This is a genomic window from Pseudarthrobacter sp. 10T415 (assembly GCF_056394175.1).
Window position 1 is genome coordinate 36,000 of sequence record NZ_JBFTHJ010000017.1, and the last position, 14,226, is coordinate 50,225.

The 14,226-nt window shown below is 67.2% G+C and carries 8 protein-coding genes and 1 tRNA gene; 3 read left to right on the forward strand and 6 right to left on the reverse strand.

The window, feature by feature from the left end:
* Positions 1–3: 3 nt before the first annotated feature.
* From AC1DBN_RS17730 to AC1DBN_RS17755, 6 genes are all read right to left on the reverse strand, one after another.
* A complete protein-coding gene (locus AC1DBN_RS17730) occupies positions 4–207 on the reverse strand; it encodes a YbdD/YjiX family protein (RefSeq protein WP_091718238.1) in 204 nt (67 codons plus the stop codon).
* The gene (locus tag AC1DBN_RS17735) at positions 207–2,504 is read right to left on the reverse strand and encodes a carbon starvation CstA family protein (RefSeq protein ID WP_477723796.1); all 2,298 of its coding nucleotides are present in this window, start codon (positions 2,502–2,504) and stop codon (positions 207–209) included. The genes AC1DBN_RS17730 and AC1DBN_RS17735 overlap by 1 nt, the downstream gene beginning before the upstream one ends.
* Before the next feature lie 244 nt (positions 2,505–2,748).
* Positions 2,749–5,625, reverse strand: a complete 2,877-nt coding sequence (locus AC1DBN_RS17740; protein WP_477723797.1) for a hypothetical protein — start codon at positions 5,623–5,625, stop codon at positions 2,749–2,751.
* Complete coding sequence (locus tag AC1DBN_RS17745) at positions 5,625–6,362, reverse strand: ABC transporter ATP-binding protein (RefSeq protein WP_091718233.1); 738 nt, start codon at positions 6,360–6,362, stop codon at positions 5,625–5,627. The genes AC1DBN_RS17740 and AC1DBN_RS17745 overlap by 1 nt, the downstream gene beginning before the upstream one ends.
* Positions 6,359–6,967 (reverse strand): PadR family transcriptional regulator, encoded by a 609-nt coding sequence (locus AC1DBN_RS17750; protein ID WP_091718231.1) that lies wholly within the window; start codon positions 6,965–6,967, stop codon positions 6,359–6,361. The genes AC1DBN_RS17745 and AC1DBN_RS17750 overlap by 4 nt, the downstream gene beginning before the upstream one ends.
* Positions 6,968–7,089: 122 nt before the next feature.
* Positions 7,090–8,073, reverse strand: a complete 984-nt coding sequence (locus AC1DBN_RS17755; protein WP_091718229.1) for an NAD(P)H-quinone oxidoreductase — start codon at positions 8,071–8,073, stop codon at positions 7,090–7,092.
* A gap of 108 nt (positions 8,074–8,181) precedes the next feature.
* Between AC1DBN_RS17755 and AC1DBN_RS17760 the strand changes: the two genes are divergently transcribed.
* The 3 genes from AC1DBN_RS17760 to AC1DBN_RS17770 all read left to right on the forward strand — a co-directional run bounded on the left by AC1DBN_RS17760 (position 8,182) and on the right by AC1DBN_RS17770 (position 14,198).
* Positions 8,182–8,269: transfer RNA gene (locus tag AC1DBN_RS17760), tRNA-Ser, on the forward strand.
* A 231-nt stretch (positions 8,270–8,500) separates the two neighbouring features.
* A complete protein-coding gene (locus tag AC1DBN_RS17765) occupies positions 8,501–9,289 on the forward strand; it encodes a VOC family protein (RefSeq protein WP_314216443.1) in 789 nt (262 codons plus the stop codon).
* Between the two features lie 364 nt (positions 9,290–9,653).
* Positions 9,654–14,198 (forward strand): ExeM/NucH family extracellular endonuclease, encoded by a 4,545-nt coding sequence (locus tag AC1DBN_RS17770; RefSeq protein ID WP_477723798.1) that lies wholly within the window; start codon positions 9,654–9,656, stop codon positions 14,196–14,198.
* The last annotated feature ends 28 nt before the right edge of the window (positions 14,199–14,226 follow it).

The window sequence follows — 14,226 nt, forward strand, 5'->3', positions numbered from 1 at the left end:
AAATCAGCAGCAGCGGCCCTGCGGGTTGGCGTCCTGCCGGTCGGTCCTGTCGCGCCAGAACTCCCGCTCCGTCAGCGGCGGTCCGCTGTGCCCCGAAGCCCGGTGGTGTTCCAGGTACTTGGCGTACGCATCCGCGCCGAGCACCCCGCTGAGGTACCGTGCGAAACCACGGAACCCGGTGGACAGAACTGCCATTGGCGCGCTCATCAGTGGTGGCCTGCCCGCTCGAACCTCAGGTTGGCCGGGACCTTCTCCCATTCGGCCAGCAATTCGCGCTCGGCAGCTGTGGGGATGAGTCCCGCAGGTGCGAACACGCGGGACGGCAGGGCCGGGTCCTCGTTGTCCTTCTCAGCGCCCGTACCCCGGTTCTGGAACGCCTTCACGGTGGCGAGCACTGCCGTCGCGATCACAATGATGCTCAGCACCACGAAGATCACTGACAGCCAGCCCTGGATGGCGGTGTTGCGGACCACGGCTTCCATGGCGGCAACGGTCTTGGCGGTGCCGAATTCCGTCTTGCCGTCAGCCAGGGCCTTGCTGAATGCGGCGTTGTTGGCGAAGTACCCCACGGCGGGTGTGGGTGAGAAGATCTTCTGATAGCTGGCCGTGATGGTAACCACCGCCGCGAAAGCCAGCGGCAGGGCGACGATCCACAGGTACTTGAAGGTGCCGCGCTTGGCCACGATGGCCAGGCAGACGGAGAGGGCGATGGCGGCCAGCAGCTGGTTGGCGATGCCGAACAGCGGGAACAGGGTGTTGATGCCGCCCAGCGGATCGGTGACGCCCATCAGCAGGACCGCACCCCACGCACCCACCATGATGGCCGTGCAGAGCCAGGCACCGGGACGCCAGGAGGCTTCCTTGAACTTGGGGACGAAGTTGCCGATCGAGTCCTGCAGCATGAACCGGGCCACGCGGGTGCCGGCGTCCACAGCGGTAAGGATGAACAGGGCTTCGAACATGATGGCGAAGTGGTACCAGAAAGACATCATGGCCGTACCACCGATGAACTGCTGCATGATGTGGGCCAGGCCGACGGCCAGGGTGGGGGCACCGCCGGTGCGGGAGACGATGCTGTGCTCGCCCACGTTCCGCGCCGTCTCAGTGAGCAGCTCGGGGGTGATGTTGACGCCGGCCAGGCCCAGGCTGTTGACCCAGGTGGCGGCCGTTTCCACGCTTCCGCCGGTCAGCGCGGCCGGAGCGTTCATGGCGAAGTAGAGGCCGCGGTCGATCGAGATGGCCGCCACCAGCGCCATGATGGCGACGAAGGACTCCATGAGCATGCCGCCGTAACCGATGAACCGGGTCTGACGCTCCTTCTCAATCAGCTTGGGAGTGGTGCCGGAGGAAATCAGGGCATGGAATCCGGACAGCGCACCGCAGGCGATGGTGACGAACAGGAACGGGAACAGCGCGCCCGGGAACACGGGACCGTTCTCCCGGCTGGCGAATTCGCTGAAGGCCGGGACGTTGATCTCCGGCCGGACCACGATGATGGCCAGCGCGAGCATGACGATCACGCCGATCTTCATGAACGTGGACAGGTAGTCACGGGGTGCCAGCAGCAGCCAGACGGGAAGGATGGCGGCGATGAAGCCGTAAACGATGAGGCCCCACGCGATGGTCACCTTGTCCAGGGTGAAGACGTCCACGCCCCAGGCGGTTCCGGCAACCATTCCGCCGCCGATGATGGCGGCCATGAGCAGGACGAATCCGATGATGGAAACTTCCATGACCTTGCCCGGCCGAAGGTAGCGCAGGTAGACGCCCATGAAAAGCGCGATGGGGATGGTCATGCCGACAGAGAAGACGCCCCACGGGCTTTCGCCCAGGGCATTGACGACGACGAGCGCCAGGATGGCGACAATGATCACCATGATCAGCAGGGTTGCAACCAGGGCGGCGGTACCGCCGATGACGCCAAGTTCCTCGCGGGCCATCTGGCCCAGCGAACGCCCGCCGCGGCGCATGGAGAAGAACATCACCAGGTAGTCCTGCACGGCACCGGCCAGGACCACGCCGACGATGATCCAGATGGTGCCGGGCAGGTAGCCCATCTGCGCCGCGATGACCGGGCCCACGAGGGGGCCGGCGCCGGCAATGGCTGCGAAATGGTGGCCGAACAGGACGTTCCGGTCCGTCCGGACGTAGTCCTTGCCGTCGGCCTTGTACTCGGCGGGGGTTGCCCGCCGGTCATCTGGCTTGGTGATGAACCGTTCGATGACCTTGGAGTAGAACCGGTACCCGATCAGGTAGGTGCACACTGAGGCGAAAACGAACCAGATGGCATTGACGGTTTCGCCCCGGACGATGGCGAGCATGAACCATGCCACGCCGCCCAGCAGGGAGATCGCAGCCCAGAGCGCGATCTTTCCCGGGGTCCATTTGTTGTCTTCGGATTCGCGGACGGCCTCGTCCACTGCTGTGGGTGGGAGCGCCGGGTCGGTATCCACCGCGCCCTCCCGCCCCGATGAACCGGACCTGTTCTCTGGCGCTGTGGCCATGTCTCCTCCTCGAGATTCGTGCGGATCTGCTCTGAGGCACCCTACCGAACCCGGGGGTGCGGGCGGCGATGGTTCTGCCGGGTGCCCGGGGTTATGCGGCAGGCGGCAGGCAATCGGCGACGAACGACGGCGGACGGGCGGCCTGTGAATTCCACGTTAGGCTTCCTTGGCCCCGGCTGAAAGAGGCGCGCCACGGGAATCGCTTGCGGCCCACCGTGCGCACGGCATCCTCCGTGGATCAGGATCAGCCGCCGAGCGCCCTTCGGGTCATCGGCAGCGCAGACCTGGTGAAGGCCCAGGCCAGGGCTGATCCGGTCAGCGGGATGGCCACCACCATGGCCGCCAGGGGAAGCCAGGGTACCTCCAGCGATGAACGCATCTCCGTGGAAGCGACGATGAGCACCGCGGGAACCGTCCCGGCCACGGCCCCCAGCACAGCGCCCAGGCCTGAGGTGAAGAGCGCCTGGGCCGCCGCCAGGGCCTTCCTCAGCCGCGGAGCCGCCCCCACCCCTGCCAGCGTGGCGTGGTCCGTCCGGGCATCGGCAAGGGCAAGCCCGGTGGTGATCCCGGCTGCGCTGAACGTGATCAGGGCACTGATGGCCACGATCAGCCACCCCATCCATGCCTGGTCTTTGGGGATCCCCGGTTCCACCCAGAATCCCAGGCCGGACTGGCCAACGACGCCCGCCACCGCACCGGTCACCGCGTCAACCTCGGCCGCCGAAGGGGGACGGCTGAGCTGGATGGCCAGCCCGGCGGTTTCCGGCGCAAGGCCCAGGCGCCCGGCCGTGGCCGGCGAGACGATGCCGTAGTACGGCACGGCCACCGCAGGTTCCAGGATGACGGCATCCAGGACGGTGCTGGTGACGGCGTCGTGGACGATGGACCCGTCCGACGGCGACGGCTGCTGGGTGCGCACGTCCAGGCCCTGCAGCTCGGCTTTTCCGTCGCGGACAAAGGCAGGGTTGGTCACCACCATGGCCCCGGCGTCCAGCGCGGCGATGATGTCCGCCCCGGCGTCGCGACCAAACATGGCACGGATATCGTCGGCGCCGCCCACCAGGATGGACCGGTCCGATGCCGGGTCTGAGGACATGGAGCCGCGGCACCGCCAGTCGTCCGGGTCCACGACGCGCCGTTGGGGCGTGACCGGACATTCCTGGCCGCTTGGCCTGGCCAGGGCGTAGAGGAGGCAGTTGGACGTTTCAGTCGTCACGGGTGCGCCGGGATCTGCGCCGTCCCCAAAGCCACAGTTTTCCACCGGCGCGGGGGTGGTGACTGTCCTGGTCCAGGAGACGCTGTCCAGTGCGCCTGAGACGGCTGCCGAGAGCCGCTGCGGGTCGACGGTCACGGCCGGTGCGGCAGTGCCGTCCGCCAGCGCTGGCTGCGCGAGGCTGAGCGGCAGGTACGCCTGGTTCTCCAGTGCGCTCCAGGAATGCGACAGGCGTTGCCCTGCCAGCTGGCTGGATGACAGCACCAGGGCCGCACTTGCCAGGGTGGCGGCGGCCAGGACGGCCGCCACCGCCGGGACGGTCCGGCTCCGGTTCCTGGCGGAGTCCCGGGCCGCCATGCGCAGCGGCAGCGGCATGGCCCGGGTGCGGGATGTCAGGGCTGCGGTCAGCCATCCGGTCAGGAGCACCAGGGCCACCACCGCCAGGACCGCTCCCCCGGCCAGCATCGCGGAAACTGCGGCGGCCTGCTGTGCCCGCTGGTCGGGATCCTTGGCCGAGCTGCCCAGGGTCCAGCCTGCGGCAAGCAGCCCGGCGGCCGCCAGCAGCACAGCCGCCCCGGCGATCGTGCTCCGCCGTCCGCTTGCTGCCGGTGCCCGTCCGGATTTGAGCGCACCCAGCAGTGCCTGCCGGGCAACGAGGTTGGCCGGCGCCAGGGCGGCAAGGATGCAGGCTGCCAAGCCCATCAGCATGGCAAGGGAGGTCAGCATCGGGTCCGCGTGTACTCCCGCCAGCCGTGCGGAACCGGTGGAACGGACCCACCAGACCACCCCGGCCGCAGCTGCCACGCCGGCAGCGGCGCCGGCCGTGACGGCCAGGCCGCCGAGCCACAGGCCACTCGCGGTGACCACTGCACGGATGGTGGGTGCTTCGGCTCCGGACGCCGCAAGAAGGGCGAGTTCACGCACCTGGTGCTTGGCCCCGACGGCGAACGCTGCCCCTGCCAGGAGCCCGACTTCCAGCAGGGCAAGGGCACCCACCACAGCGAAGGTGGCGTAGGTGGCTACGGTTTCCGAGGGGACTCCGGCCGGCCGGGCCCCGGGCACTGTCACTTCGCCCGGCGGCGGCGGATCCAGCACCACGCTGCGGGACAGCACTCCCACGCCCCTGCTGTTGGCCTCCCTGACCTGCTGCCAGGTCACCGGTTCCGGGCCTGTCACATAGTAGGAGACAGCCTGCGGGGCAGCTGGCCCCGGGACAAATCCTGCGGGCACCTGCCCGGACTTCAGGTACAGCGTGCTGTTGTTATCCGAAGCGTCCGCGTCGCGGATGGTGCCCACTGGGACGAAGGTCCCCGCCGACGTCGTAAATTCCTCACCAAGTTCCACGTCGAACCGCTCGAGCAGCCCGCGTGAGGCCAGAACCTCTGCACCGTTTTCCGGTGCCCGGCCGTCCAGGAGGGTGAATTTTCCCTCGAAAGCTTCGTGGAGCGCGTCCACCTGCACGCCGTTCAGCGTGACCATCGCCTCCCCCACGGAGGTGGTCAGCTGCAGTTGCCGCAGCGGCAGCACCCCGTAGCCGGACGGGAGCAGGGCCTTCGGGTCTGTGGGAACGAACCCAGGGTCCAGCTCTCCGGTGCTGGAGCGCACGTAGGCGTCGTTCATCGGATCCTGGATGGAGTCCCCATTGGGCGTCGGCAAAGCGACGAAGCGTGCCTGGGTGTTGCCCAGTTCGTAACGCACAATTTCCTGCGGTGTCCGCTGCGAACTCTGGTACAGGGTGCCTGCAGCGGTCATTCCGGCCACCGGCAACATGATCAGCAGGACGATCAGGAAGGACCGGCCCCGGTGCCGGGCAATATCCCGCCGGGCCATCCGGACCGCGATGCGGAAGCTGCTGCGGCGCGCTCCAGGCGCCGCAGCCAGCTCCAGCGGCGGGTACAGGTGGGGCATCAGAGGCCGGCCTGCGTCAAGAGGAACGTGGGATCGTGCATGGCCGCCGCCTGGTCCACAATCCGGCCGTCGCGCAGGAAAACCACCCGGTCCGCCCAGGCTGCGTGCCGCGCTTCATGGGTGACGAGCATGACGGCGGAACCGGCGTCCGCGCGGGAGCGGAGGACCTCCATGACGCCATGGCCGGTGGTGGAGTCCAGCGCACCGGTGGGTTCGTCAGCCAGGATCAGCCGCCGCTGGCCCACGATGGCCCGCGCAATGGCGACGCGCTGCTGCTGGCCGCCGGACATCTGGTCCATGAAGCGGTCCGCGAGTTCCGGGATGCCCACCTGGCGGAGGGCGTCCAGCGCCTGCCGGCCCGCTTTCCTGGCTGCTGTCCCGTCCAGTTCCAGCGGAAGAGCCACGTTCTCGGCCGCGGTCAGTGTGGGAACCAGGTTGAAGTCCTGGAACACGTAGCCCACCGCACGCCGGCGCAGCCTGGCAAGCTCGTTGAGGCCGAGTCCGGCAAGCGGCGTCGACTCCACGAAGACACCGCCCGACGTCGGCCGGTCCAGTCCGCCGGCCAGCGCCAGCAGTGAGGATTTTCCCGAGCCGGAAGGGCCCATGACGGCGACGAACTCGCCCGCTGCGATGGTGAGGTCCACGTCCCTTAACGCGGCGACCGCCGTCGCGCCTTCCCCGAAACTCCTGCTCACCCTGGCCAGTTCAAGGACCTGCTGCGGCCCGCGGACGCTCACCGCCGGTTGTCCGCGGTGAGCGGGGCGGCGTCTTCCGTGACCCCGTTGGACGTTTTGCGTGCGGCACCCTGGCTGGCCGATTGTGCCTGCTGGACCATCCTGGCTTCACAGAGATCCAGCCAGCGGACCTCGGCCTCAGTCTGGAAGATCAGCGAATCGAGCACCAGCAGCCAGGCGGTGTCTGCGGTGCGCTGGTTGGCGGCGGTGTCGCGGCGGGCCTTGGTGTAGTCCTGCAGTGCCCGGATGGATGCCACCCGCTGGGCCTGGATGATGGCCTGGACATCCACGCCGGGAAGGGTGACGGCGAGCGCCAGCTTGATGGCGAGTTCATTCCTGGGCGGGTTGTTCCGCTCCACGGGGGCGGCAAACCAGCCGTGCACTTCCGCGGCGCCCTCGGCGGTGATGCTGTAGACCACATGGCCGCCGCCGTCGTCACCTTCCCTGGCCACCAGGCCGTCGCGCTCCAGCCTGTCCAGGGTGGTGTAGACCTGCCCGATGTTCAGGGGCCAGGTGGCTCCCGTGCGGTTTTCGAACTCGACCCGCAGCTGGTAGCCGTAGCGCGGCTGGTCCTGCAGCAGGGCGAGGAGGCTGTGGCGTATGGACATGGTGCTCCCCCGGGCTTAGTCACTAACCGGTATGCACAGGCCCCCAAGACCTGTGCATACCGCGTATAGCTGAGCCTAGCCCGTGGATTCCGATCAAGCAATACTCAGTATCTATCCGACGATCACATCACCAACAGGACCTTGCCTACATGGTCGCCGCTGTCGAAGTATTCGTGCGCTGCGATGACCTGGTCCAGCGGGAACGTCTTGGCCACCAGGGGCTGGATCCTGCCGTCCGCCACCATCGGCCAGACGTGGTCCCTGACCTCGTTCAGGATGGCGCCCTTCTCGGCTACCGGCCTGGGGCGAAGGGCCGTGGCCACCACCGCGGCCCGCTTCCTGAGCAGTTCACCAAGGTCCAGTTCACCCTTGGTGCCGCCCTGCAGGCCAATGACCACCAGGCGCCCGTATTCGGCGAGCGCCTCGACGTTTTGCTTCAGGTACTTGGCGCCCACCACATCGAGGATCACATCGGCACCCTTGCCGCCGTTCTGCCGGCGGAGGCTTTCCGGGAAGTCCTCTTCCGCGTAGTTGATGGCAATGTCCGCACCCAGGAAGGCCTTGGCGGTGCTGACCTTCTCATCGGTGCCGGCCGTGGTGGCCACCTTCGCGCCGTAGGCCTTGGCCAGCTGGATGGCCATGGTGCCGATCCCGCCGGTGGCGCCATGGATGAGGACGGTTTCCCCGGCCTGCAGCTGGGCCGTCATGACCAGGTTCGAGTACACCGTGGCAGCCACCTCCGGGAGGGATGCTGCCGTGACCAGGTCAACGCCGTCGGGCAGCCGCAGGACCTGCTCCGCGGGGACGGCAACCTGCTGCGCGTAGCCGCCGCCGGCGAGCAGCGCCACCACTTTGTCGCCCAGGGAGAACGGCTTGGTCACACCCGTACCAAACCCTGCAATGCGGCCGGAAACTTCCAGTCCCGGGATCTCCGATGCGCCGGGCGGCGGCGGGTAGAACCCGCGGCGCTGCTGCACGTCAGCACGGTTCAGGCCGGCGGCCACGACATCGATCAGCACCTCGCCGGGGCCGGGCACCGGGGCCTCGACCTCGCGTACCTCGAGTACTTCCGGTCCTCCCGGTTCCGAAATGTAGACGGCTTTCATGGACCACTCCCTGTTCCTGACTCAATACCGGTCCAACCAGTGTGCACCGGGTATGCACTGCGGGCCTGTTTTGTTGCAGGCAAGTGCCTATGAAACACTACTCGTTGAGGAAGGTTGTCCGAGCGGCCGAAGGAGCTGGTCTTGAAAACCAGTGTGCGGTAACCCCGTACCAAGAGTTCGAATCTCTTACCTTCCGCGATCAGGACCCCCGCCCGCCGGCAAACCGGCAGGCGGGGGTCCTTCGTTTTAAGTCCGGACTTCATTCGGTTGACCTGGCCGGGATGCGTTGGCGGCCTCCTGCGCGCAGGCCTCTTGATCGCTGTCAGTGCCTGCACATAGGGTCAGGGTGACCGGCTTCCCCCACTTCCACACACCTTTCCGCACACCTTTCCGCGCACCTTTCCGCACACTGCGACAGGAGACCGTTATGCCGAGCCCCATATCCACCCCCGGCGCCCCTTGCTGGATTGACCTCGTGACCTCCGATGTTGCCGCCGCCCGTTCGTTCTATGGAGAGCTCTTCGGATGGGAATTCGAAACGGGCGACCAAGAGAAGTACGGCGGCTACACCACCGCCAGGAAGAACGGCAAGACAGTTGCCGGGATCATGCAGAAGGATGCCGGCATGGCGGCCATGCCGGACGTCTGGTCCACCTACCTGCGGACCGAGGACGCCGCGGCCACCGCCGAAGCCGTCGGCAGCCACGGCGGCCAGGTCTACATGCCTCCCATGGATGTTCCGGAGCAGGGCTTCATGGCAATCTTCGGGGATGCGTCGGGCGCCTCCATCGGCGTCTGGCAGCCCCGGGAGATGAAGGGCTACGAGCTGGTGGCCGAGCCCGGTTCCGCGGCGTGGCATGAATTGCACGCCAAGGACTACGACGCCGCCGTGCGGTTCTACCAGGAGGTCTTCGGCTGGGACACCGAAGTCATGAGTGACTCGCCGGAATTCCGGTACACCACCCTGGGATCGGGCATGTCCGCCCAGGCCGGGATCCTGGACGCTTCCGGATACCTGCCGGCCGAGGTACCCTCGCACTGGCAGGTCTACTTCGCCGTGGCGGATACGGACGCCAGCATCGCCCAGGCCACCGCAATGGGCGCCACCGTTCTGGACGGCCCGGAGGACAGCGACTTCGGCCGGGTAGCCATGCTCGCCGACCCCACCGGCGCCACCTTCAAAATCATCGCCAGCCAGGCACCGCAGGGCGGCTAGGACCCCGGCTCCGGCGGCGCCGGACGGGAACACCACCCATACCACCAGACTGATACCGGCCGGGGCTTCTTGCTACCGGCCGGTATTGTTTGTGATGGCCGGCACATCCAGGTAACAGGTGCCGGCCACCGCAATGGCATCACCGCACGGGGCCACGGTAGCTCCGGGATGGTGGACGGGCCGCTCCGCTGGGGAACGATCCGCCGAATGCACGCATTGGCCACTTTGCGTTCATTCAGTGCTGTTGGGATATGCCGGACAACCACTTGACCAGGAGCAGGGTCCGGCCCCAGTCCGATCGGTACAACCCGGACATACTCCAATGGGTCCCCCACCGGGGACAACCTCATGAAAGTAAGAGCGGATGCATCAAACACCTTGGAAATTAGCGCTGGGCACAGCGTTGTCGGCGGGGCTCATCGCAGCCCCGTTGACGGCCCTGCCTGCGGTAGCGGACAGCACGGCCGCGGAGGTCTCAGCCGCGGCAGGCACATCGCCCGTTGTCATCAACGAGGCCTACCTGAGCGGCGGCAGCAGCGGCGCCGCCTACAAGAACAAGTTCGTGGAGCTTTACAACACCTCGGATGCCCCGGTGTCACTGGACGGCTGGTCGGTCCAGTACCGCGCCGCCGGCGGGACGGGTGCGCCTTCCGGAGTTTCGGCGCTGTCCGGTTCCATTCCGGCCAAGGGGTACTACTTGGTACAGGGCGGGAGTAACGGTGCAAACGGCGCTGACCTCCCCAAGCCCGACCTGGTAGCCGGGGGCCTGAACCCGAGCGGCTCTTCGGGGACCATCGTGCTCGCCAACCAGCCCTCCGCCGTCGTACTTCCCACCGGTTCCGCGGTGGAATCCGCCGGCGTGGCCGACCTCCTGGGCTACGGAACGTCCAACACGTTCGAAACCCAGGCCGCGGCGGCCCCCGCAGGCAACACGGACGTGCGGAGCCTCAACCGGACCGGCGGGACGGACAGCAACAACAACGCCGCCGACTTCAGCCTCAGCTCCACCATCACGCCGGTATCCTCCGGCGGAACCGCCCCGGACCCCGAGCCGACTCCTGACCCCACCCCGGATCCTGTGGCCAAGACCATCGCCGAGATCCAGGGCACCGGCACCGCCAGCCCGCTGGCCGGCACCACCGTGACCACCCGGGGCAAGGTCACGGCGGCGTTCCCCACCGGCGGCCTCAACGGCTACTACATCCAGACCCCGGGCACCGGCGGTGACCTGGCGGGCACCAACCACGCCGCCTCCGACGGTATCTTCGTCTACTCGCCGGCCACCGTTGGATCGGTCAAGGCCGGCGACTACGTCCAGGTGACCGGTGCCGTCGCCGAGTACTACGGCATGACCCAGGTCAACGTCACCGCAGCAACCGGGCTCACCCAGCTCACGGAGGCGGCCCCCGAGGTCAAGCCCACCATTTTCACGCTGCCTGCCACGGAGGCCATCCGCGAGTCGCTGGAAGGCATGCTCCTGGCTCCGGAAGGGCCGCTAACGGTAACGGACAACTACAGCCTGAACCAGTACGGCGAGATCGGACTGGCCGGCGGCACTACCCCGCTGGTGCAGCCCACCGCCGTCGCGCCATACGGCTCGGCGGAGTACAACGCCGCTGTTGCTGACAATGCCGCCCGCGGCATCAAGCTCGACGACGGCTCCAGCACCAACTTCCTCAAGGACGCCACCACCAAGGCCGAGGTGCTGCCGTACCTCACCACCACGGACCCGGTCCGCGTCGGCTCTCCCGCCACGTTCAACACCAACGTGGTGCTCGGGTACGCCAACGATTCCTGGAAGCTGCAGCCGCTGACCCACCTGACCGAAGCCAACAAGGCAACGGTCCAGCCCGTCAGCTTCGGCGCCACCCGCACCGAAGCTCCCGCAGTAGTGGGAGGCAACGTCAAGATCGCCTCGTTCAACGTGCTGAACTACTTCCCCACCACCGGCGACACCCTGTCCGGCTGCACCTACTACGGGGACCGCGCCGGCAACCCGATCACCGTCCGCGGTGGCTGCGACGCCCGCGGTGCCGCCAACGCGGAGAACTTCCAGCGGCAGCAGGACAAGATCGTCGCCGCCATCACGAAGACCGGCGCCGACGTGGTCACCCTCATGGAGATCGAAAACTCCGCGCAGTTCGGCAAGGACCGGGATGACGCCCTCGCCAAGCTGGTGGAGTCACTGAACATCCCCACGCCCGGCATCTGGGACTATGTCCGCTCACCCGCGAACGCACCCCCGCTGGCCGACGAGGACATGATCCGCACCGCATTCATTTACAAAAAGGCCGTTGCAGAACCCGTGGGTAAATCCATCATCCACAACGACACCACCGCTTTCGCCAGCGCCCGCAAGCCGCTGGCCCAGGTGTTCAAGCCCGTGGGCGGCGGCGCAGGCACCGAATTCATCGCCATCGCCAACCACTTCAAGTCCAAGGGCTCCGCCGCAACACCTGACGACACCGACAAGGGCCAGGGCAACTCCAACCTCGCCCGCACCGCCCAGGCCAAGTCCCTGCTGGACTTCGCCACCACGCTGCAGCAGTCGAAGGGCACCGACAAGGTCTTCCTGATTGGTGACTTCAACTCCTACGGCAAGGAAGACCCCATCAACGTCCTGACGTCCGCCGGGTACGTCAACCAGGACGACAAGGCAAAGAACGCGGACGGATCCGCCAAGCACTCGTACCTCTTCGGCGGCCTGGTGGGGTCCCTGGACCACATCCTGGCCTCCCCTGCAGCCAACGGCGTGGTGACCGGCGCGGACATCTGGAACATCAACTCCGTTGAATCAGTGGCCCTGGAATACAGCCGCTACAACAACAACGTCACCAACTACTACGCACCGGACCAGTTCCGCGCCAGCGACCACGACCCCGTGGTGGTGGGCATGGACCTGAAGTCCGCACCCGCCAGCGTTGACCTGAACTTCCTGGGCATCAACGATTTCCACGGCCGGATCGACACCAACACCGTCCAGTTCGCCGGAACCATAGAGAAGCTGCGTGCAGCTGCCGCCCCCGGGGCAACAGCATTCCTCTCCGCCGGCGACAACATCGGCGCGTCCCTGTTTGCCTCCGCCGTGGCCAAGGACCAGCCCACCATCGATGTGCTGAACGCCCTTGAACTGAAGGCCTCGGCAGTGGGCAACCACGAGTTCGACGGCGGCTGGGCTGACCTGCGCGACCGAGTCATCGCGGACGGCAGCAACGCCAAGTTCCCGTACCTCGGGGCGAACGTGTACCGGAAGGGCACCACGGAGCCGGTCCTGCCGGAGTACACGGTGCTGGACATGAACGGCATCAAGGTGGCCGTCATCGGCACCGTCACCCAGGAGGTCCCCTCCCTGGTGACACCCGCCGGGATCGCCGACCTCGAGTTCGGTGACCCGGTGGAGGCCATCAACCGGGCCGCTGCGAAGATCAAGGCAGGCAACCTCGCCGACGTCATCATCGTGGAAAACCACGACGGCGCCGGGTCCGGTGTGGTGGAAGGGTCCACGCTGGAGCAGGAAGTTTCCGCCGGCGGCCCGTTCGCCAAGCTGGTCACCGAGACCTCCGCGGACGTTGACGCCATCTTCACCGGCCACACGCACAAGGAATACGCCTGGGACGCCCCCGTCCCCGGTGTGCAGGGCAAGACCCGCCCCATCGTGCAGACCGGCAACTACGGCGAGAACGTGGGCCAGATCCAGCTGACGGTGGATACCGCCACCAAGGATGTCACCGGTTACAAGGCCGGCAACGTCAAGCGGACCACTGACCCGGCGGCGGACCTGATCGCGGCATACCCGCGCGTGGCTGCGGTGGACGGCATCGTGCAGAAGGCCCTGGCAGCCTCAGCCGAGGTGGGCAACCAGCCGGTCGGCTCGGTCACCAAGGACATCACCACCGCCTTCAGCACCGACGCCACCGGCACGGCGAAGCGCGACGACCGCGGCAGCGAGTCCACCCTGGGCAACCTGGTGGCCGACTCGCTGCTCGATTCGCTGAAGCCGGCCGAACTGGGCGGGGCCGAGATCGGCGTCGTGAACCCCGGCGGCCTCCGCAACGAGCTGTACTACGCTCCGGACGGAACCATCACCTACGCCGAAGCGAACGCCGTGCTGCCGTTCGTGAACAACCTCTGGACCACCTCCCTGACCGGAGCGCAGTTCAAGACCCTGCTGGAGCAGCAATGGCAGACCAACGCGGACGGCACGGTCCCCAGCCGCGCCTACCTGCAGCTTGGCCTGTCCAAGAACGTGAACTACACCTACGACGCCGCCCGCGCCGCCGGTGACAGGATCACGTCGGTCCGGGTCAACGGTGAAGTGCTGGATCCTGCCAAGTCCTACCGGGTGGGCACGTTCAGCTTCCTGGCAACCGGCGGCGACAACTTCCGGGTCTTCACCCAGGGAGCCAATACACGGGACTCCGGACTCGTGGACCGGGACGCGTGGATCGGCTACCTGCAGAAGAGCAGCCCGGTGTCCCCGGACTTTGCCCGGCGTTCCGTGGCCGTCACCAACACCACGGCGGCGACGGTCAAGCCCGGCGAAACGGTCAACCTGGCGGTCTCCAAGCTGGACCTGACCTCGCTGGGCAGCCCGGTGAACACTGCCCTGACCGGCGTTTTCACCGATTCGGCCGGCAAGGCCACCCAGGTGGGAACGGTTCCGGTATCGGCAGGGTCCGCCACTGTCAGCCTTGTCGTTCCGTCAGGTGCCGCCGCCGGCACGGCAACGCTGGTGCTCACCGCGGCGGAGTCCGGAACAAAGGTGACCGTAGCGGTTCAGGTGGCAGCCACCACGCCGCTGCCGCCCGCGTGCACGGCACCCACCAAGCCTGCCAAGTGGTACGACGTCCTGGGATGGATCCGTTACGGCATTGCCTGGCTCCAGTACCAGCAGTGCCTGCGCGGCTGATGCTGCGCCGGTAAGTCGTAGAACACCA

What these genes read in the sequence shown, in the direction of transcription:
- AC1DBN_RS17730 (WP_091718238.1), bottom strand. Translation starts at nt 207, where the DNA reads ATGAGCGCGCCAATGGCAGTTCTGTCCACCGGGTTCCGTGGTTTCGCA.
- AC1DBN_RS17735 (WP_477723796.1), bottom strand. Translation starts at nt 2,504, where the DNA reads ATGGCCACAGCGCCAGAGAACAGGTCCGGTTCATCGGGGCGGGAGGGC.
- AC1DBN_RS17740 (WP_477723797.1), bottom strand. Translation starts at nt 5,625, where the DNA reads ATGCCCCACCTGTACCCGCCGCTGGAGCTGGCTGCGGCGCCTGGAGCG.
- AC1DBN_RS17750 (WP_091718231.1), bottom strand. Translation starts at nt 6,967, where the DNA reads ATGTCCATACGCCACAGCCTCCTCGCCCTGCTGCAGGACCAGCCGCGC.
- AC1DBN_RS17755 (WP_091718229.1), bottom strand. Translation starts at nt 8,073, where the DNA reads ATGAAAGCCGTCTACATTTCGGAACCGGGAGGACCGGAAGTACTCGAG.
- AC1DBN_RS17765 (WP_314216443.1), top strand. Translation starts at nt 8,501, where the DNA reads ATGCCGAGCCCCATATCCACCCCCGGCGCCCCTTGCTGGATTGACCTC.
- AC1DBN_RS17770 (WP_477723798.1), top strand. Translation starts at nt 9,654, where the DNA reads ATGCATCAAACACCTTGGAAATTAGCGCTGGGCACAGCGTTGTCGGCG.